This is a genomic window from Paenibacillus sp. FSL F4-0243 (genome assembly GCF_037963295.1).
In the GTDB taxonomy this organism is placed as follows: domain Bacteria; phylum Bacillota; class Bacilli; order Paenibacillales; family Paenibacillaceae; genus Paenibacillus_AQ.
In genome coordinates this window covers 6014840-6033787 of record NZ_CP150151.1, presented here as the reverse complement: position 1 = coordinate 6033787, position 18948 = coordinate 6014840, and the positions used below count along the sequence as shown (strand labels likewise).

Below are 18948 nucleotides of genomic sequence, written 5' to 3'. Positions count from 1 at the left end.
CTAACTAAATATAGTTGGGTTGTCCAGAAGGAACTGTCTTTCATATGTAGAATAATTATTATAACTGAATTATAACTGACTGGACGCAAATTCGCCAAATTTAATGGAGGGAAGCATGGAATTATCCAATGTAACTTTGTTGAGTGGAGAAACGTTTGAAGAAAATGTTTTAGGAGCTGTCGCTTTGCGGCAGAAAGGGAGTACTCCTTTTCAAAGCGCGCTACTTCACGATTTTGATATGGTTGTGTTAGTTTTACATGAGGAACAGGATTTGGAACATATTGTTCGCCACACCATTGCCGGTGACACACGGACCCAGTCAGTCCATATTGGCCTTTCCGCTTTGGAGCGGGCTGTCATGGCGGGAGATAATAACGAGCTCCTTACTAGTTTGATGATTGGGGAAGTGATCTGGGATCCCAAAGGAATACTAGGGGATATGCGCCGGGAGATTTTACAATTTGAAGGGCCTCTTAAGGAACGAGTTGAGTTCATGGAGTTTGCGCGATTCTTGCATTTGTATGTGAAATCTAAACGGTATATAGAAGCTGGCTACATTATGGATGCGTATAACTGTGTATTGATGGCTCTATATCATTGGGCAAGAATAGAAGTGAGTGAATCTGGTTCATTTCCAGAGCCGGCTGTTTGGGAGCAGGTTAAAAGTATGAACACTTCTGTCCATAAACTATATGAGGAACTAACCATCAGCACGGAGACCTTAGAGCAAAGAGTAGAGCTTGTTCTTCTAGCCTGTGAATTTGGGATCATGTCCAAAATGACGGATTGTTGTGCATTGCTTTTCAATATTCTGAATAGTCGTAAGGAAGCATGGAGTATAAAAGAATTACTACAGCATTCTGGCCTGTGTCAATTAGAGGCTGAGTTGCCCCTAGTTTTACGAAAGCTTGTTTCTCGTTCGCTAATCCGTGAGATTACTTTATGGGCTGACGGTCATGGGGGAGAGGGGCATGCGATCCGATATACCTTATAAAGAAGAAATTAGATGCAGGATTTGCCGGTAATCTATAGATAAAATAAGTAGGGATAGGGAGAGGCTGAGCACTCTCTTTTTTGTTTGCTCGCTATTATGATGCGCTCATATTTATTCTAATAAATTTATGGTTGACTCTTTCCTAGTTCATGTGTTAAATTATAACTCGTCCCTCTGACACAGAGATGTGCTTTCGAAAACATTCGAAAGACAACCGAAAAAAGAAATTAAAAAAAAGGTTGACTAAAACGAGGACGCTGTGATATATTATAAAGGTCGCTGCTGAACAACACAACGACGAAATAAACAGCTTGATCTTTGAAAACTGAACAACGAGTGAGTAGGAAATCACGAAAGTGATATCCAAAATTAGAGAATTAATTTTCTCGTCAGATGTTTCAAAATGAGCATATCGCTCTTTTCAATACTAATTGGAGAGTTTGATCCTGGCTCAGGACGAACGCTGGCGGCGTGCCTAATACATGCAAGTCGAGCGGAGTTATTTTGAAAGCTTGCTTTCAAAATAACTTAGCGGCGGACGGGTGAGTAACACGTAGGCAACCTGCCCCTTAGACTGGGATAACTACCGGAAACGGTAGCTAATACCGGATAATTTCTTTTTTCTCCTGAAGAAAGAATGAAAGACGGAGCAATCTGTCACTGAGGGATGGGCCTGCGGCGCATTAGCTAGTTGGTGGGGTAACGGCCCACCAAGGCGACGATGCGTAGCCGACCTGAGAGGGTGAACGGCCACACTGGGACTGAGACACGGCCCAGACTCCTACGGGAGGCAGCAGTAGGGAATCTTCCGCAATGGACGAAAGTCTGACGGAGCAACGCCGCGTGAGTGATGAAGGTTTTCGGATCGTAAAGCTCTGTTGCCAGGGAAGAACGTCCGGTAGAGTAACTGCTATCGGAGTGACGGTACCTGAGAAGAAAGCCCCGGCTAACTACGTGCCAGCAGCCGCGGTAATACGTAGGGGGCAAGCGTTGTCCGGAATTATTGGGCGTAAAGCGCGCGCAGGCGGTCATTTAAGTCTGGTGTTTAAACCTTGGGCTCAACCTGAGGTCGCACTGGAAACTGGGTGACTTGAGTACAGAAGAGGAAAGTGGAATTCCACGTGTAGCGGTGAAATGCGTAGATATGTGGAGGAACACCAGTGGCGAAGGCGACTTTCTGGGCTGTAACTGACGCTGAGGCGCGAAAGCGTGGGGAGCAAACAGGATTAGATACCCTGGTAGTCCACGCCGTAAACGATGAGTGCTAGGTGTTAGGGGTTTCGATACCCTTGGTGCCGAAGTTAACACAGTAAGCACTCCGCCTGGGGAGTACGGTCGCAAGACTGAAACTCAAAGGAATTGACGGGGACCCGCACAAGCAGTGGAGTATGTGGTTTAATTCGAAGCAACGCGAAGAACCTTACCAGGTCTTGACATCCCTCTGAATCCACTAGAGATAGTGGCGGCCTTCGGGACAGAGGAGACAGGTGGTGCATGGTTGTCGTCAGCTCGTGTCGTGAGATGTTGGGTTAAGTCCCGCAACGAGCGCAACCCTTAACTTTAGTTGCCAGCAGGTTAAGCTGGGCACTCTAGAGTGACTGCCGGTGACAAACCGGAGGAAGGTGGGGATGACGTCAAATCATCATGCCCCTTATGACCTGGGCTACACACGTACTACAATGGCCGGTACAACGGGAAGCGAAACCGCGAGGTGAAGCCAATCCCATCAAAGCCGGTCTCAGTTCGGATTGCAGGCTGCAACTCGCCTGCATGAAGTCGGAATTGCTAGTAATCGCGGATCAGCATGCCGCGGTGAATACGTTCCCGGGTCTTGTACACACCGCCCGTCACACCACGAGAGTTTACAACACCCGAAGTCGGTGGGGTAACCCGCAAGGGAGCCAGCCGCCGAAGGTGGGGTAGATGATTGGGGTGAAGTCGTAACAAGGTAGCCGTATCGGAAGGTGCGGCTGGATCACCTCCTTTCTATGGAGAATCGTCTTCTGCAATGAAGACATTCAAATCGGAAGTTAAGCTTCCACAACTCACTCGTTGCTCAGTTTTGAGAGTTTAAGCTCTCAAGTAAGACTTGATCCTTGAAAACTGGATACCGAAACGAATTTGCGTTTTAGAACATCTTTTAGCAACTTGTGCAAACAAGTAAAAGTTATTAGTGAGATGATTCCAAAGAGAATGTCATTGTATGATATTTTCCTGCGGAAAAATCAAGGTTAAGCTAATAAGAGCACACGGAGGATGCCTAGGCGCCAGGAGCCGACGAAGGACGTGGCGAACAACGAAACTGCCTCGGGGAGCTGTAAGCAAGCTTTGATCCGGGGGTGTCCGAATGGGGAAACCCAGCTGTGGTAATTCGCAGTTACTCATCTCTGAACACATAGGAGATGTAGAGGCAGACCAGGGGAACTGAAACATCTAAGTACCCTGAGGAAGAGAAAACAATAGTGATTCCGTCAGTAGCGGCGAGCGAACGCGGAACAGCCTAAACCTAAGAGCTTGCTCTTAGGGGTTGTGGGACGTCTCACATGGAGTTACAAAGGAATATGGTAGGCGAAGAGGTCTGGAAAGGCCCGCGATAGAGGTAAAAGCCCTGTAGCCTAAACTGTGTTCTCTCCGAGACGGATCCCGAGTAGTGCGGGGCACGTGAAACCCCGTATGAATCCAGCAGGACCATCTGCTAAGGCTAAATACTACCTGGCGACCGATAGTGAAACAGTACCGTGAGGGAAAGGTGAAAAGCACCCCGGAAGGGGAGTGAAATAGAACCTGAAACCGTGTGCTTACAAAAAGTCAGAGCCCTATTTATGGGTGATGGCGTGCCTTTTGTAGAATGAACCGGCGAGTTACGTTTAACATGCAAGGTTAAGTCGAGAAGACGGAGCCGCAGCGAAAGCGAGTCTGAATAGGGCGATTTAGTATGTGGACGTAGACCCGAAACCGTGTGATCTACCCCTGTCCAGGGTGAAGGTGCGGTAACACGCACTGGAGGCCCGAACCCACGCATGTTGAAAAATGCGGGGATGAGGTGGGGGTAGCGGAGAAATTCCAATCGAACTCGGAGATAGCTGGTTCTCCCCGAAATAGCTTTAGGGCTAGCCTCGGTATAAGAGTAGTGGAGGTAGAGCACTGATTGGGTGCGGGGTCCGCAAGGATTACCAAGCTCAGTCAAACTCCGAATGCCATATACTTATTGCCGGGAGTCAGACAGTGAGTGCTAAGATCCATTGTCAAAAGGGAAACAGCCCAGACCATCAGCTAAGGTCCCCAAGTGTGTGTTAAGTGGGAAAGGATGTGGAGTTGCACAGACAACCAGGATGTTGGCTTAGAAGCAGCCACCATTGAAAGAGTGCGTAATAGCTCACTGGTCGAGTGACTCTGCGCCGAAAATGTAACGGGGCTAAACACACCACCGAAGCTATGGCTAGATACGTATGTATCTGGGGTAGGGGAGCGTTGTATGTGGGTTGAAGGTGTACCGTAAGGAGCGCTGGACAGCATACAAGTGAGAATGCCGGTATGAGTAACGAAAAGATCAGTGAGAATCTGATCCGCCGAAAGCCCAAGGTTTCCTGAGGAAGGCTCGTCCGCTCAGGGTAAGTCGGGACCTAAGGCGAGGCCGAAAGGCGTAGTCGAAGGACAACAGTTTGAAATTACTGTACCACCGTAATCCGCTATGAGCGATGGGGTGACGCAGGAGGGTAGTGACGCGGACTGATGGATATGTCCGTCTAAGCAGTGAGGCTGATGTGTAGGCAAATCCGCACATCATTAAGGCTGGGCTGTGATGGGGAGCGAAAATTGTAGTAGCGAAGGTCATGATCTCACACTGCCAAGAAAAGCCTCTAGCCAGGAGAAGGTGCCCGTACCGCAAACCGACACAGGTAGGCGAGAAGAGAATTCTAAGGCGCGCGGAAGAACTCTCGTTAAGGAACTCGGCAAAATGACCCCGTAACTTCGGGAGAAGGGGTGCCCCGGTAGTGTGAATAGCACGAGGGGGCCGCAGTGAAAAGGCCCAAGCGACTGTTTAGCAAAAACACAGGTCTGTGCGAAGCCGCAAGGCGAAGTATACGGGCTGACGCCTGCCCGGTGCTGGAAGGTTAAGGGGAGTGGTTAGGGGTAACCCGAAGCTATGAACCGAAGCCCCAGTAAACGGCGGCCGTAACTATAACGGTCCTAAGGTAGCGAAATTCCTTGTCAGGTAAATTCTGACCCGCACGAATGGCGTAACGACTTGGGCGCTGTCTCAACGAGAGATCCGGTGAAATTTTAATACCTGTGAAGATGCAGGTTACCCGCGACAAGACGGAAAGACCCCATGGAGCTTTACTGCAGCTTGATATTGAATTTGGGTACGATCTGTACAGGATAGGTGGGAGCCGTAGAAATCGGAGCGCAAGCTTCGGTGGAGGCGCCGTTGGGATACCACCCTGATCGTATCTAGGTTCTAACCTAGTACCCTAATCGGGTACGGGGACCGTGTCAGGCGGGCAGTTTGACTGGGGCGGTCGCCTCCTAAAGAGTAACGGAGGCGTTCCAAGGTTCCCTCAGAATGGTTGGAAATCATTCGAAGAGTGCAAAGGCATAAGGGAGCTTGACTGCGAGACCTACAAGTCGAGCAGGGACGAAAGTCGGACTTAGTGATCCGGTGGTACCGCATGGAAGGGCCATCGCTCAACGGATAAAAGCTACCCTGGGGATAACAGGCTTATCTCCCCCAAGAGTCCACATCGACGGGGAGGTTTGGCACCTCGATGTCGGCTCATCGCATCCTGGGGCTGAAGTAGGTCCCAAGGGTTGGGCTGTTCGCCCATTAAAGCGGTACGCGAGCTGGGTTCAGAACGTCGTGAGACAGTTCGGTCCCTATCTGTCGTGGGCGCAGGAAATTTGAGAGGAGCTGTCCTTAGTACGAGAGGACCGGGATGGACGTACCGCTGGTGCACCAGTTGTTTCGCCAGAAGCATGGCTGGGTAGCTACGTACGGACGGGATAAGCGCTGAAAGCATCTAAGCGTGAAGCCCCCCTCAAGATGAGATTTCCCAATTAGTAAGACCCCTTGAAGACGACGAGGTAGATAGGTTGGAGGTGGAAGTGCAGTAATGCATGGAGCTGACCAATACTAATCGGTCGAGGGCTTATCCTATACTTAAGACGCAAATTCAATTCGGATTCAGTTTTCAGGCATCAAGCCTGGTATGAATATTCCCTGATAGCTCAGTTGGTAGAGCACTCGACTGTTAATCGAGTTGTCACAGGTTCGAGTCCTGTTCGGGGAGCCATATGGAGAGGTGTCCGAGTTTGGCCGAAGGAGCACGATTGGAAATCGTGTAGGCGCCACAAGCGTCTCGAGGGTTCGAATCCCTCTCTCTCCGCCACAAATTTTACTTAGTATGGCCCGTTGGTCAAGGGGTTAAGACACCTCCCTTTCACGGAGGTAACATGGGTTCGAATCCCATACGGGTCACCAAATTTTCACTTGATTTTACATAGTGGACTTTGGTACAATAACAATTGTTGTTTACGGAGGCTTAGCTCAGCTGGGAGAGCATCTGCCTTACAAGCAGAGGGTCGGGGGTTCGATCCCCTCAGCCTCCACCATATTCATTTAAGAACGACGCGGGGTGGAGCAGCCCGGTAGCTCGTCGGGCTCATAACCCGAAGGCCGCAGGTTCAAATCCTGCCCCCGCAACCAATTTTCATCAAGTAATTATATCTTTTGGAACCGTGGTGTAGTTGGCCTAACATGCCTGCCTGTCACGCAGGAGATCGCGAGTTCGAATCTCGTCGGTTCCGCCATTTTCTTGGCTCGATAGCTCAGTCGGTAGAGCAGAGGACTGAAAATCCTCGTGTCGGCGGTTCGAATCCGTCTCGAGCCACCATATAGTATACAACTTAATATGCCGGTGTAGCTCAATTGGTAGAGCAACTGACTTGTAATCAGTAGGTTGGGGGTTCAAGTCCTCTCGCCGGCACCATCTTTGGGGGATTAGCGAAGTGGCCAAACGCATCAGACTGTAAATCTGCTCACGTACGTGTTCGGTGGTTCGAATCCATCATCCCCCACCATTTTTTAGGGGCATAGTTTAAAGGTAGAACAACGGTCTCCAAAACCGTTGGTGTGGGTTCAATTCCTGCTGCCCCTGCCAATCTTTATCTAAAGTCTTTCTCTAAAGTTTAATATGGCGGTCGTGGCGAAGGGGTTAACGCACCGGTTTGTGGATCCGGCATTCGTGGGTTCAAGTCCCATCGGTCGCCCCATTTACTTTAAGAAGAACAGCAACAATATTAGTTTAATATGGCGATTGTGGCGAAGTGGTTAACGCACCGGATTGTGGTTCCGGCATTCGTGGGTTCGAGACCCATCAGTCGCCCCTTTTATTTTAAAATGTTATTGGGGATTAGCCAAGCGGTAAGGCAACGGACTTTGACTCCGTCATGCATAGGTTCAAATCCTATATCCCCAGCCATTTTATGCGGACGTGGCTCAGCGGTAGAGCATCGCCTTGCCAAGGCGAGGGTCGCGGGTTCGATTCCCGTCGTCCGCTCCAAAGTTTTCATATGGCGCCATAGCCAAGTGGTAAGGCAAAGCTCTGCAAAAGCTTTATCCCCAGTTCAAATCTGGGTGGCGCCTCCATTAATTTCATATGTGCCGGCGTGGCGGAATGGCAGACGCGCTCGACTCAAAATCGAGAGGGAAACCGTGGAGGTTCGAGTCCTCTCGCCGGTATATCAAAAAGGTTTGTAAAGTCGCTTGTATAAGCAACTTTACAAACCTTTTTTCTTTGTCTTTGAGCTTTTTATTCTTAAGCCGTTGAATTAGAGGCGTCTCTAATCAACGGCCTTTTTGTGTGGAGTTTTGTTTTATTGACTGCTTAGTCGGAATGCTCGTGGGGTGAGACCAATTTCACGTTTAAACATATTGCAGAATTGGGCGTCATTCACAAACCCAGCAGCAGCTGATACTTCAGAGATATGCATTTGGGTATGTTGCAAGAGAGACTTTGCATAATCCAGACGTTTCAATAGTAGATAGCGCAGAGGTGAAGAACCGAATCGTTCTTTAAATAAATGGCGGAAACGATCATAGCTGTATCCAGACATCTCTGAAAGTGTTGCGACCGATAGCTTATGGCGGTAATGCTCATTCATATAGTTTAGAACATATTGGACTCTGTCTTCCGTTGGTGATTGAAACCCAGAGGCACTAAGAAGCCGTATCAGATGAACAGTGATTTCGCTCATTTGCAGGTTCAATAGTTCAGAGAATCCATCTTGTTTGCGCGTAAACTCTGCTTTCATTCGAAGCAAGATCTGTAGAACAGTATGGTCTTTATCATCTTCATATACGCCTTGCAAATTCTCCATATATGGGTGATTTGAATGGAAGCCTACAAATAGTATAGTAGCATCCTCGCGATGATTCTCATCATGTTTATGATTGGGTGGTATCAGCGCGAATGAAGAAGAACGAAAATGATAACTTCGCGAACCTATATTGGTAGTTCCTAAGCCGTTTAAATAATAGACTAGTTCATAACATTCATGCTGGTGTGGTGGAATATAGGTATTAACCTCATGTGCTGCATTTACAATATATAGAACACGATCCATGATGACCCTCCAATAATTATGTTTTAGCCGAATCATACAAAAATATGACCGAAATCATATAATTATTTTCATTAATATTTGATATGATCGTATCAAGAAATCCGAAGATTAGCAACCTGACTGGCCATCTCGTTCGGGAATTAGTCGGATTATTCGTAAAAATTATAATTTTATCTCTTTTTTTGAGTGTATTCGTTAAAATCATTAAAATTTTGACAATGTTACATGAAAAATGAGAGTTTCCATCTAAATCGTGAAATATACAACGGACTAAGAAGGAGAACCTCTCAAATTACTAACCAACTATAAATAGGGGGAATAGAAAAATGAAAAAGAAAGTTCTTTCTTTGTTGTTACTAGTAGTAATGGTAATGGTCACAGCCTGTGGAAATAATACGTCGAGTAATGGATCTTCCGCGAATGCAGGATCTAACGCAGCTGAAGGTGGAGAAACAGGTTCAGGGGATAAACTCAAAGTAGTACTTCTGATTCCAGGAACGCTTGGAGATAAATCTTTCTTTGACTCTGCGAATAGCGGTTTGCAAAAGGTTAAGGATGAGCTGGGTGCAGAAACAAAAGTTGTAGAAATGGGTGTCGATAAAACGAAATGGGAGCCTACGTTTAACGATATCGCCGCTGAGGACTGGGATGTTATTATTTCTGGCGGATCGGAAATTACAGAGATGTTTAATGCAACGGCTGAATTATATCCTGACAAAAAGTTCATTAACTATGATACCGATATAGATGAAGCACCAGAGAATATGTACAACATGTCTTATGCAACAAATGAAGTATCTTTTCTAGCAGGTGCTGTAGCGGCGCTAGCTACACAATCGGATATGGAAAATGCTAATCCTGAGAATGTGATCAGTTTTGTAGGCGGCATGGATATTCCAGGAATTAACGCTTTCTTGGTAGGCTACATTCAGGGCGCTCAATATGTTGATCCTGATGTGAAGGTCGCTGTATCATATGCTGGCGATTTCGTTAACCCGGCTAAGGGCAAGGAGCTTTCGCTGATTCAATATAACTCCGGTGTGGATGTTATTTTTAACGTGGCTGGGGGTACAGGTCTTGGGATCTTTGACGCAGCTAAGGAGAAGAAGAAATATGCTATCGGTGTAGACTCCGATCAGGCGATGTTGCTTAACGATACAGATAGCGAAAAAGCAAACTTGATCGTTACTTCTTCTATTAAAAAGATTGATAGTGCTATTCTGGGTGCCGTGAAGAGATTACAAGACCGTACACTTGAGATGGGTAAACGTGATGTGTTGAGCTTTGTAGATGATGGTGTAGGCATTGCAGAGAATGAGATCTATAAAAATATCTTCCCTGCCGATCTTCAGGCTAAAGTTGAAGAAGTGAAGCAAAAGCTGATCAATAAAGAAATTACAGTAGATAACGCGATGGGAATGGAAACCTCTGAAGTAGAAGCCATTCGTAACGCAGTTAAGCCTTAAGTATAGCTATAAAGTGATAAACCTACAGTTGGAGATTCTTCTTTAGAAGAATTCCAGCTGTATATTTTTGCAGACCTCCAAGTCGAAAGGCGTTGAGACTTATGAACAAAGCTCTGCTGGAAATGCGGGGAATTACCAAGGTGTATCCCAATGGTGTCGTTGCAAATAAAGACGTGCATTTTTCTTTACGTGAGGGAGAAATTCATGCGATTGCGGGCGAGAACGGCGCTGGTAAATCAACTTTAATGAAGATCATGTTCGGCATGGAAGAGCCTAGTGAAGGTGAAATCTTTATCAAGGGTGAAAAAGTGAAGCTGCAATCTGCTCAGGATGCCATTGATAGAGGGATTGGTATGGTTCACCAGCATTTTATGCTGGTCCCTTCTTTTACGGTAGCAGAGAACATGGTGCTGGGCATGGAACCTCGTAAGGGCGTTGGCATCAATTATGCAGAAGCTGTACGCATGACCGAAGAGACTGCGAAGAAATACAATCTGGCAGTGGATCCAAAAGCAAAAGTGGAGGATCTCACGGTTGGTATGAAGCAAAAGGTTGAAATTCTGAAGGCGCTGCTGCGTGGTGCAAAAATCCTCGTTCTGGATGAGCCGACCGCAGTGTTGACCCCACAGGAAACAGAGGAATTGTTCCGGGAGCTTAAGCAGTTAAGAGAGCAGGGTCATACGATTGTTTTTATTTCACACAAGTTGAAAGAAGTTAAAGCGATCTGTGACAGAATTACGATCATGCGTAGTGGACGTAGTGAAGGTGTCTTCCAAACGAAGGATGTCACGGAGCAAGAAATCTCACGCCTTATGGTGGGCAGAGACGTCGTGTTGAAATATGACAAGGAGATTCTGTCTATTGGGGAGCCGGTACTCACTGTGCAGGGCTTAGGTGTAAATGATGCACACGGCAAAGCGTTGCTAACAGATATCAACTTTGCAGTACGCGGGGGACAAATTATCGGGATTGCTGGTGTAGAAGGGAATGGGCAGACACAGCTCATTGAGGCTCTTACGGGTAGTCTAAGAGGGGTCTCAAGCCAAGGCTCTGTGCTAGTGAAGGGAAAAGATATTCGTGAATCGGATATTTTAGATATTCGTAAGCTAGGCGTTTCCTATATCCCAGAGGATAGGATGCATCAAGGGATAGCCAGTGAAGCGAGCATAGCGGATAATCTGCTGTCCACTCAGTATCGTACAAAAGCTATGAATAAAGGTCCCTTTTTAAATGGATCACGAATTGCCAAGCTTGCAGTATCACTTGTAGAAGAATTTAAAGTCCGCTGTTCGGGACCTTCTCAGCCAATAGGTATGTTATCAGGTGGTAACATGCAGAAGGTTGTCGTAGCTAGAGAGTGTTCTACAGAACCGCAACTGCTTATTGCAGAGCAGCCGACACGGGGCGTGGATATAGGCGCGGCGCAGTTCATACATCAAAAGCTGTTGGAGCTGCGCTCAGACGATTGCGCTATTTTGCTAGTGTCAGCAGACTTAAATGAGATCTTGGAGATCAGCGATAGTCTACTAGTGATGTATGAAGGAAAGATTGTTGCCTTTTTCGAGGAGCCTTCCAAGGTTAGTGAAGAAGAATTAGGACTTTATATGCTAGGGATTCATCGACAGGACGAGGAGCAAATCAGGAGGGCCGTAAATCATGTTTAAAGTAAAATATTTTGAATACATTCGAACATCGGCAGTAATCGTAATTGCACTCGCTATTGCTTTTCTGATCATCTCATTGGTCAGCAATCAGCCGGTGAAGACGATTGGGATATTCCTATTTGAGCCGCTATCCAGTAAAGGTCATATCGGTAATGTGATTGAGATGGCCATTCCGCTCATGTTCACTGGGCTAGCAGTTTCCTTGTTGTTCCGGGCAAATATGTTCAATTTGGGAGCTGAAGGGATTTTCTATTTCTCCGGTGTTGTAACTTCCGTGTTGGCTATTCATTTAACGCTGGACGGGTGGCTTCATCCGATCGTAGCTATTGCTGCGGGTTCTATTGTTGGTGCGTTGCTCTCGGCAATACCCGGGATCCTCAAAGCCAAATGGAATGCTAATGAGCTCGTTACATCCTTGATGTTCAATAATATTTTGTTTGGAGTAGGTTTATATCTACTGAACTATCACTTACGTGATGCAAAAGCATTCGCTAATGTATCCTACAAATTTGAGAAAACGGCACTGCTGAGTAAAATGGTACCTGGCACCCGTATTCATACCGGACTTATTATCGTTATCGTGCTTATTATTGCAGCGCATTTATTCCTATACAAGACTAAATGGGGATATGAGCTGCGAATGACAGGCATCAACCGGAACTTTGCACGTTATTCAGGCATGAAGACCGCGAAGGTTATTATACTGGTTCACTTGATTGCTGGTTTTATCGCAGGAATGGGTGGTTCCGTAGAAGTGCTAGGGATGTACAATCGATTCCAATGGACATCGTTACCAGGTTATGGCTTAGATGGTGCTCTTGTAGCGATGTTAGCCAAGAATAATCCGATATCCGTAATCGGCGCTGCATTGTTCCTTGCATATATCCGGATCGGAGCCGACATGATGGCACGTCTATCGGATGTACCTTCAGAGATGATTTCTATCATACAGGCGATTATCATTCTTCTGATTTCGGCTGAGCAATTTCTGAAGTTCTGGAAAAATCGGATGCTCTTGAAGGAGGCGAAGGAAGCGTGAACAGCTTGTTTGATGTAATTTTTACGACTGACTTTGCGTTTTCTGTTCTTCGAGTGACGACACCGATTCTATTCGCCGCATTGGGAGCGTTAATCTCTAATAGGGCTGGTATCATCAACATTGGTATGGAAGGCATCATGCTTGTCGCGGCGTTAGCCGGTGTCATTGTAAGCAGCTACACGCATAGTGCGTGGGTAGGTTTACTTGGGGCTGTGATGTCCGGAACACTGATCGCTGGAATATTAGCTTTTTTCACACTGAAATTTAAAACACATATCATTCTCGGCGGTGTAGCTATTAATATGTTCGCTTCGGGAGGAACCGTGTTTATTCTTTATCTGCTGAGTGGAGACAAGGGTTCTTCTACTTCTCTGGCGAGTAAAGTGCTACCTAGTGTAGAGATTCCTTTGCTGAAGGACATTCCGGTGCTGGGGCCTATTCTATCAGGACATCACATTTTGACGTATGTATCTATTATTGCTGTGTTTGTTGTCTACTATCTCTTAAACCGTACACCGCTTGGTCTGCGCATTCGTTCAGTGGGTGAAAATCCACATGCGGCCCAATCTGTGGGAGTAAGTGTTGTGAAAATACAGTATATGGCTTTGCTGCTTAGTGGATTTTTCGCTGGTTTGGGTGGAGCTTACATGTCGATGGGTTACCTGTCACTGTTCACTCGCGATATGATCGCTGGTCGGGGCTGGATTGCGATTGCCGCAGAGTCTATGGGGAGAAGTACGACAGTGGGTACGGCGCTGACCTCTCTATTATTTGGTACGGCAGACGCCTTGTCGAATGCGCTACAGGTCTTGAAGATTCCTGCAGAACTGATCGCGACGCTTCCATATGTAGCAACGGTAATTGGACTAGTGATCTATGCCGTATCTGAGACAAGGAAAAAGAACAAAAAGCTAAAGAGCCCGCTAGTGAAATAGCGATAGGAGTAACGAGGATTTATACAACTAAGGAGTGAATGACTATGCGAACACCTATTATTATTGACTGCGATCCAGGGCATGATGACGCAATCGCTATCCTGCTTGCAATAGCAAATTCGGAGAAGCTGGATCTGCGTGGGATTACAACGGTTGGTGGAAACCAGATCCTCGATAAAATCACAGAAAACGCACTTAAAGTGATCAGCTTTGTGAATGCTGATATTCCTGTAGCCAAAGGGGCTGCGGGTCCGCTGTTCGGCAAGCTTGTTACAGGGGAGGAAGCGCATGGTGAATCAGGCATGGACGGCCCACTATTGCCACCAAGTAAATTCCGGCCTGTAGAAGAAGGCGCTGTGGAATTCATGCTGAATATTATCCGTTCTTCGGAAGAGAGGATTACGCTCGTACCGATGGCTCCTTTAACAAATATCGCCCTGCTAATCACTGCTTATCCAGAGATTAAGGAAAGAATTGAAAAGATTTCACTGATGGGCGGAGGAATTTCTTATGGAAATGTAACCTCTACTGCGGAGTTTAACATCTATGTAGATCCTGAAGCTGCTCGTATCGTGTTTGAGTCGGGTATTCCGATTACGATGAGTGGTCTGGATGTGACCGATAAGGCAGCCATTTTCGAAGATGAGATCGTTGCATTGAAAGAGCGTGGGCCAGTGTCCACTATGGTCGGAGAACTGTTAGATTTCTATTCGATCTTCGGAAAGAAAATGGGCTATGTCGGTAGTGCACTGCATGATCCATGCGCCGTAGCTTGGCTCTTGCACCCAGAACTGTTTGAATCCGAGCATCTATATGTAACGGTAGAGACAGAAGGTAAGCTGACGCGGGGAATGACGGTTGCAGACAAACGAAAGAAGACGGATCGCCCAGCGAATGTAGAAGTCCTGGTGGGAGTAGACCGGGAAGCATTTATGAAGTTGATTTTTGATTCACTGGAAAAGCTAGATCAAGAGCTGCTTGCGGCTGAAGGGAACTAACCTATGGCAGGATGGGAGAGACTTCAGGAGACAGTTCAGTTTGAATTGGTTCAGCGTGGAGAAGAAGGCTGCAAGATTGAAGGCTTCGCGGATAAACTAGCTGCTGCAGGTGCCGATGAGATTAAGCTGATGCAAGTATACAACGAGTTGATGGAGCTCACGGTTGCTGAGGACTTTCCTTATGAAGAGCCGTCTTCACTGGAGGAGATTCGTCGTCTTCGTCCAGAAGGTCCACGTAAGCTTGAGGCTGACTGGAGCGAAGCAGAATGGAGAGATAAGTTCTACGGAGCTTGGCTAGGTAGAAGCGTCGGTTGCGCACTTGGCAAACCATTGGAGTATTGGGACTACCTCTACGGTAAAGATGGACGTCCGGGTTGGGAGAATATTGAGCTGTGGTTCCGTGGTGCCGATGCATGGCCAATTACTGGATATACCCCTGGGCATTCACGGGCAGAGGCAGAATATGGTCTTGGCTTAAGTGATTGGACGTATGCGAGTACCAGCGAGACTATTAAGTTTATGGAGAGCGATGATGATATTCGTTACACGTTACTGGGCCTTATGCTGCTGGAGCAGAAGGGGCTGGACTGGGATTCTTGGGATATCGGGAAGCTCTGGCATAAACATCTGACATATGCTCAGGTATGTACGGCAGAGACACAGTCGTATATGAATTTTGCGCAGGAAACGTCTCATCTGCATGGTGAGAAGCCTGCGGATTGGCTGGCGCGGCAGGAAAGAGTGCGGATGCACTTAAATCCATACCGGGAGTGGATCGGTGCGGCTATACGCGCAGACGGACTGGCGTATGGTGCAGCAGGCCATCCTGAGCTTGCGGCGGAGCTAGGCTGGCGTGATGCTTCTTTTTCACATGTGAAGAACGGGATCTATGGCGAGATGTTTAATGCGGCGATGATTTCGGCTGCTTTTGCTGAAAAAGATAACGAGCGTATTCTTGAGATTGGTCTTAGTGAGATCCCTAGTACTAGTCGTCTGGCAAATGACGTTCTACGAGGTATAGATATTGCGCAGAAGGCCAAAAGTGAGCGGGAGTTGGTAAGTAAGATTTGGGATACATTCAGCCACTATGATGCGGTGCACACCAATAATAATGCTGCTCTTGTAGCTGCTTCGCTGGTCTATGGCGGGAATGATTTTGAAAAAGCGGTCGTTACATCCGTTTACGGAGGAATGGATACAGACTGTAATGGTGCTACAGTGGGTTCTATTATGGGAGCGAAGCTTGGAGCAAATGTGTTGCCGGCTTCGTGGGTTGAACCGCTCCATGATACGCTATATGCGGATCTACCCGGGTTTCATCCGATAGCGATTTCGGAATGCGCAGAGCGCAGCTATCAGGTCTTCTTGAAGATTCGAGGAGAGCTTGCCGAAAAGTCTTAGAACAAGGATTACGAAAAGAATGAAAGGATGTCTTAAGCTATCGAGCTTAGACATCCTTTTTTTCGTGGCGATCTAGTTCTTGAAATAGATGTAACAGCGGGTTTAGGAGTTAGGTAACAGGAGAATCCTGATTTGAAGAGGGATTAAGCTCAGTCATTTATTGGGAGATAAGCACGTGAAAATAGTCCGATTTAATGGGCTTTTATTCTTTAATTCTTTTAATCTGATATATTACTAAAATAAAAATGATGACACAGAACATAAAATGCCTTATTATTTAAAGAGATTTTTAGTAAAACAGTTTTTAAATAATTATAGTACAAACCTTGGCTTAGAAGGTTTCAGAATAAACGGAAAGGAAGGGGGAGTTTGCAATCCTATCGCTGAGTCGGGTGAGTAAAGGATTCAAGCTGAAGGACGGCACATATCAGGCGGTAGATGATGTATCGCTTGATGTGAAGAAGGGATCGATTCACGGGATTATTGGTGAAAGCGGGGCAGGGAAATCCACGCTGCTACGATTGATTAATCTGCTGGAAAAGCCGGATCAAGGGACAGTTACCGTAGAAGGGCATAATTTAACCGAAATGCCGAGTAAACAGCTACGGAAAGCTAGGGAAAAGATTGGGATGATTTTTCAGCAATTTAATCTGGTCAATAACGTCACGGTAAGCCGCAACATTTCGATCCCTCTGGAACTGGCGGGGGTGCCGAAGCGTGAACGGATGAAGCGGGTGAAGGAATGTCTCGATTTTGTCGGATTGGCTGATAAGGCAGAGCAATATCCCGCACAGCTAAGTGGAGGACAGCGACAACGTGTGGCGATCGCCCGGGCGCTTTCGAACAGTCCAGGACTATTGCTATGTGACGAACCAACATCCTCACTAGATCCAGGAACAACTGCGGATATTCTAGATGTCCTAAAGCATATTAATGGGGGCCTTGGGGTTACGGTAGTGATTGTTACGCATGAGATGGATGTTGTCAAAAGCATATGCACTCACGTATCGGTGATGGAAAATGGTCGAATCGTAGATTCATTCTCACGCCAAGATGGTGATTTCCGGCCTGCTGCAGTCCGTACTGGCTCTTACCGGGATCAAATTCTGGGTAAAGCGGGGGAAAGGCATGTTTGATAGTGTACTTCAATATCAGGCACAGATGTGGGAATCGATCGGAGAAACTTTTATAATGGTCGGTATTTCTGTTGGTGCCGCACTGCTGCTGGGGCTTCCGCTCGGGACGTTATTGTTTTTTTGCCGAAAAGGGCAGCTCTATGAGAACAAAACATTGTCACTGGTACTCAACAGCATCGTAAATATTATCCGTTCATTTCCATTCCTGCTGCTTGTGGTTGCACTCATTCCGGTCACTCGTTTCCTCGTCGGAACTGCGATTGGAACAATGGCTGCCACGGTTCCGTTATCCATTGTTGCCATTGCTTATTACTCTCGTCTGGTGGAGCAGTCTTTGCTGGAGGTTCCTAAAGGAGTCATAGAAGCGGCGTTGTCTATGGGAGCCTCGAAGCTGGGGTTGATCTTTAAGTTTCTGTATGTAGAGGCTCGTTCGGGTCTAGTGCTCGGACTTACTACCTCCACCATTAGTTTTATCTCTTACTCGACCGTAATGGGGGTTGTTGGAGGGGGCGGGGTTGGAGATTTTGCGATCCGTTACGGATATCAGCGTTTTGAGACTGAAGTGATGATCTATGCGATTGTTGTGATGATTGTATTGGTTCAGTTGGTTCAATTCACAGGAGGTACGATCTCACGGCTGTTAGATAAGCGTTAATCGTTCAACCCGTACATCAAATTTTGTAATACAAAATGGTTAAACATATAAACTGGGGGTTAGTTGTAGTAATGAAAAAATCAATGATAGTTGTGCTTATGTTAATGGTATTGGTCGTAGCGGGTTGTGGCTCTAATAAAGCAGCCGAGAACAATTCTGCAAAAGGTAGCGATGAGCTAACGAAATTAAAGATTGCTACATTGATTCCACCAATGACGGAAATTCTGGATATTGTGAAGCCACTTCTGAAGGAAGATGGCATTGATCTTGAAATCGTTGTGCTGTCTGACAATGTGCAGCCTAATGAGGCTTTGGCGAATAAAGAGGTAGATGCTAACTTTTTCCAACATGTTCCTTATATGAAGCAATTTAATGAAAGCAAAGACTCCAATCTAGTAGAGGTACAGCCTGTCTATGACGCTATTTACGGTGGATACTCGAAACGTTACAAGAATGTTGCGGATCTGCCGGAAGGCGCAACACTAGTAATGGCTAATGACCCTTCAAATATCGGCCGTTCTTTACAAATGTTCGCTGCAGCTGATTTGATTAAGCTAAAAGAAGGTGTAGGCATCAAGGCTACACAAGCAGACATTACTGAGAATCCAAAAAACTTTAAGTTTGAGGAAGTAGATCTATTGATGTTGGCCCGTATGCTGGATGATGGAGATCTAGTGGCAATGACTCCGGCTTATGCCAGCCCGCTTGGATTGACACCAAAGAAAGATGCACTGATTACTGAAGGCGCGGATTCTGAATTCACGATCACCTTGGTTGCGCGTGAAGACAACAAGGACTCTGATGCGATTCAGAAGCTAGCTAAACGGATTAGCGGACCAGAAGTGAAGAAATTCCTTGAAGATAACTATGCGGATATCGCGTTGCCTGCTTTTAAATAAGCTTAAATAGTTAGATTAGTAATTCAACGAGACTTGTCCATTATGGGCAAGTCTTTTTTTACATATCAGAAAGTATGTATTGGGAGGCCCCGCTTTGTGGGGATATTTTGGTGTGTCACTAGAATGTAAGAACTG

The 18948-nt window shown here is 46.5% G+C and carries 11 protein-coding genes, 16 tRNA genes and 2 rRNA genes; 28 read left to right on the top strand and 1 reads right to left on the bottom strand.

All coding sequences use genetic code 11. The annotated features are described in order from the left end of the window. The first annotated feature begins 115 nt into the window (after positions 1 to 115). The 19 genes from NSS87_RS26745 (at position 116) to NSS87_RS26655 (ending at position 7736) form a co-directional block, all read left to right on the top strand. Complete coding sequence (locus NSS87_RS26745; protein ID WP_042191792.1) at positions 116 to 994, top strand: nucleotidyltransferase-like protein; 879 nt, start codon at positions 116 to 118, stop codon at positions 992 to 994. Between the two features lie 428 nt (positions 995 to 1422). Then, positions 1423 to 2980: ribosomal RNA gene (locus NSS87_RS26740) — 16S ribosomal RNA — on the top strand. Positions 2981 to 3223: 243 nt separating this feature from the next. Beyond that, positions 3224 to 6152, top strand: a 23S ribosomal RNA gene (locus NSS87_RS26735). The 16S and 23S rRNA genes sit together here with 16 tRNA genes alongside, the layout of an rRNA operon. Before the next feature lie 60 nt (positions 6153 to 6212). Then, positions 6213 to 6288, top strand: a tRNA-Asn gene (locus NSS87_RS26730). 3 nt (positions 6289 to 6291) lie between these two features. Then, positions 6292 to 6384: transfer RNA gene (locus NSS87_RS26725), tRNA-Ser, on the top strand. 17 nt (positions 6385 to 6401) lie between these two features. After that, positions 6402 to 6476, top strand: a tRNA-Glu gene (locus tag NSS87_RS26720). 55 nt (positions 6477 to 6531) lie between these two features. Beyond that, positions 6532 to 6607 (top strand) — tRNA-Val (locus tag NSS87_RS26715). 17 nt (positions 6608 to 6624) lie between these two features. Next, positions 6625 to 6701 (top strand) — tRNA-Met (locus NSS87_RS26710). Positions 6702 to 6727: 26 nt separating this feature from the next. Beyond that, a tRNA-Asp gene (locus NSS87_RS26705) sits at positions 6728 to 6805 on the top strand. 7 nt (positions 6806 to 6812) lie between these two features. Continuing rightward, positions 6813 to 6888, top strand: a tRNA-Phe gene (locus tag NSS87_RS26700). 20 nt (positions 6889 to 6908) lie between these two features. Beyond that, positions 6909 to 6984, top strand: a tRNA-Thr gene (locus tag NSS87_RS26695). A 5-nt stretch (positions 6985 to 6989) separates the two neighbouring features. Then, positions 6990 to 7075, top strand: a tRNA-Tyr gene (locus NSS87_RS26690). A 6-nt stretch (positions 7076 to 7081) separates the two neighbouring features. Next, a tRNA-Trp gene (locus NSS87_RS26685) sits at positions 7082 to 7155 on the top strand. Positions 7156 to 7191: 36 nt separating this feature from the next. Continuing rightward, positions 7192 to 7267 (top strand) — tRNA-His (locus tag NSS87_RS26680). A 40-nt stretch (positions 7268 to 7307) separates the two neighbouring features. Next, positions 7308 to 7380, top strand: a tRNA-His gene (locus NSS87_RS26675). 21 nt (positions 7381 to 7401) lie between these two features. After that, positions 7402 to 7476, top strand: a tRNA-Gln gene (locus NSS87_RS26670). 6 nt (positions 7477 to 7482) lie between these two features. After that, positions 7483 to 7557 (top strand) — tRNA-Gly (locus NSS87_RS26665). A 12-nt stretch (positions 7558 to 7569) separates the two neighbouring features. Then, positions 7570 to 7643 (top strand) — tRNA-Cys (locus tag NSS87_RS26660). 14 nt (positions 7644 to 7657) lie between these two features. Beyond that, positions 7658 to 7736: transfer RNA gene (locus NSS87_RS26655), tRNA-Leu, on the top strand. A 134-nt stretch (positions 7737 to 7870) separates the two neighbouring features. On the opposite strand, the gene NSS87_RS26650 is transcribed toward NSS87_RS26655, so the two are convergent. Then, positions 7871 to 8620, bottom strand: a complete 750-nt coding sequence (locus tag NSS87_RS26650; RefSeq protein WP_339243489.1) for an AraC family transcriptional regulator — start codon at positions 8618 to 8620, stop codon at positions 7871 to 7873. Between the two features lie 326 nt (positions 8621 to 8946). Here NSS87_RS26650 and NSS87_RS26645 point away from each other — a divergent pair, with 326 nt between their 5' ends. The 9 genes from NSS87_RS26645 (at position 8947) to NSS87_RS26605 (ending at position 18813) form a co-directional block, all read left to right on the top strand. Further along, positions 8947 to 10086, top strand: coding sequence for a BMP family ABC transporter substrate-binding protein (locus NSS87_RS26645; RefSeq protein ID WP_339243488.1), 1140 nt, complete (start codon positions 8947 to 8949; stop codon positions 10084 to 10086). A gap of 101 nt (positions 10087 to 10187) precedes the next feature. Continuing rightward, positions 10188 to 11750, top strand: a complete 1563-nt coding sequence (locus NSS87_RS26640) for an ABC transporter ATP-binding protein (RefSeq protein ID WP_339243487.1) — start codon at positions 10188 to 10190, stop codon at positions 11748 to 11750. After that, a complete protein-coding gene (locus NSS87_RS26635) occupies positions 11743 to 12789 on the top strand; it encodes an ABC transporter permease (protein WP_339243486.1) in 1047 nt (348 codons plus the stop codon). The genes NSS87_RS26640 and NSS87_RS26635 overlap by 8 nt, the downstream gene beginning before the upstream one ends. Continuing rightward, positions 12786 to 13724: an ABC transporter permease gene (locus tag NSS87_RS26630; protein WP_042131005.1), complete on the top strand. Its 939-nt coding sequence runs from the start codon at positions 12786 to 12788 to the stop codon at positions 13722 to 13724. Before NSS87_RS26635 ends, NSS87_RS26630 begins: the two co-directional genes overlap by 4 nt. Positions 13725 to 13768: 44 nt before the next feature. After that, positions 13769 to 14722 carry a nucleoside hydrolase gene (locus NSS87_RS26625; RefSeq protein WP_339243485.1) on the top strand — a complete coding sequence of 318 codons (954 nt, stop codon included), beginning with the start codon at positions 13769 to 13771 and terminating at the stop codon, positions 14720 to 14722. A 3-nt stretch (positions 14723 to 14725) separates the two neighbouring features. After that, positions 14726 to 16123, top strand: a complete 1398-nt coding sequence (locus NSS87_RS26620) for an ADP-ribosylglycohydrolase family protein (RefSeq protein WP_339243484.1) — start codon at positions 14726 to 14728, stop codon at positions 16121 to 16123. A 374-nt stretch (positions 16124 to 16497) separates the two neighbouring features. Then, positions 16498 to 17259, top strand: a complete 762-nt coding sequence (locus NSS87_RS26615; RefSeq protein WP_339248675.1) for an ATP-binding cassette domain-containing protein — start codon at positions 16498 to 16500, stop codon at positions 17257 to 17259. Then, positions 17252 to 17914 carry a methionine ABC transporter permease gene (locus NSS87_RS26610; RefSeq protein ID WP_042191779.1) on the top strand — a complete coding sequence of 221 codons (663 nt, stop codon included), beginning with the start codon at positions 17252 to 17254 and terminating at the stop codon, positions 17912 to 17914. Before NSS87_RS26615 ends, NSS87_RS26610 begins: the two co-directional genes overlap by 8 nt. Before the next feature lie 71 nt (positions 17915 to 17985). Beyond that, complete coding sequence (locus NSS87_RS26605) at positions 17986 to 18813, top strand: MetQ/NlpA family ABC transporter substrate-binding protein (RefSeq protein ID WP_339243483.1); 828 nt, start codon at positions 17986 to 17988, stop codon at positions 18811 to 18813. Positions 18814 to 18948: the final 135 nt, after the last annotated feature.

Coding starts and splice junctions, on each gene's coding strand:
- NSS87_RS26650 (WP_339243489.1), bottom strand. CDS start 8,620: ATGGATCGTGTTCTATATATTGTAAATGCAGCACATGAGGTTAATACC.
- NSS87_RS26625 (WP_339243485.1), top strand. CDS start 13,769: ATGCGAACACCTATTATTATTGACTGCGATCCAGGGCATGATGACGCA.
- NSS87_RS26610 (WP_042191779.1), top strand. CDS start 17,252: ATGTTTGATAGTGTACTTCAATATCAGGCACAGATGTGGGAATCGATC.
- NSS87_RS26635 (WP_339243486.1), top strand. CDS start 11,743: ATGTTTAAAGTAAAATATTTTGAATACATTCGAACATCGGCAGTAATC.
- NSS87_RS26745 (WP_042191792.1), top strand. CDS start 116: ATGGAATTATCCAATGTAACTTTGTTGAGTGGAGAAACGTTTGAAGAA.
- NSS87_RS26605 (WP_339243483.1), top strand. CDS start 17,986: ATGAAAAAATCAATGATAGTTGTGCTTATGTTAATGGTATTGGTCGTA.
- NSS87_RS26640 (WP_339243487.1), top strand. CDS start 10,188: ATGAACAAAGCTCTGCTGGAAATGCGGGGAATTACCAAGGTGTATCCC.
- NSS87_RS26645 (WP_339243488.1), top strand. CDS start 8,947: ATGAAAAAGAAAGTTCTTTCTTTGTTGTTACTAGTAGTAATGGTAATG.
- NSS87_RS26620 (WP_339243484.1), top strand. CDS start 14,726: ATGGCAGGATGGGAGAGACTTCAGGAGACAGTTCAGTTTGAATTGGTT.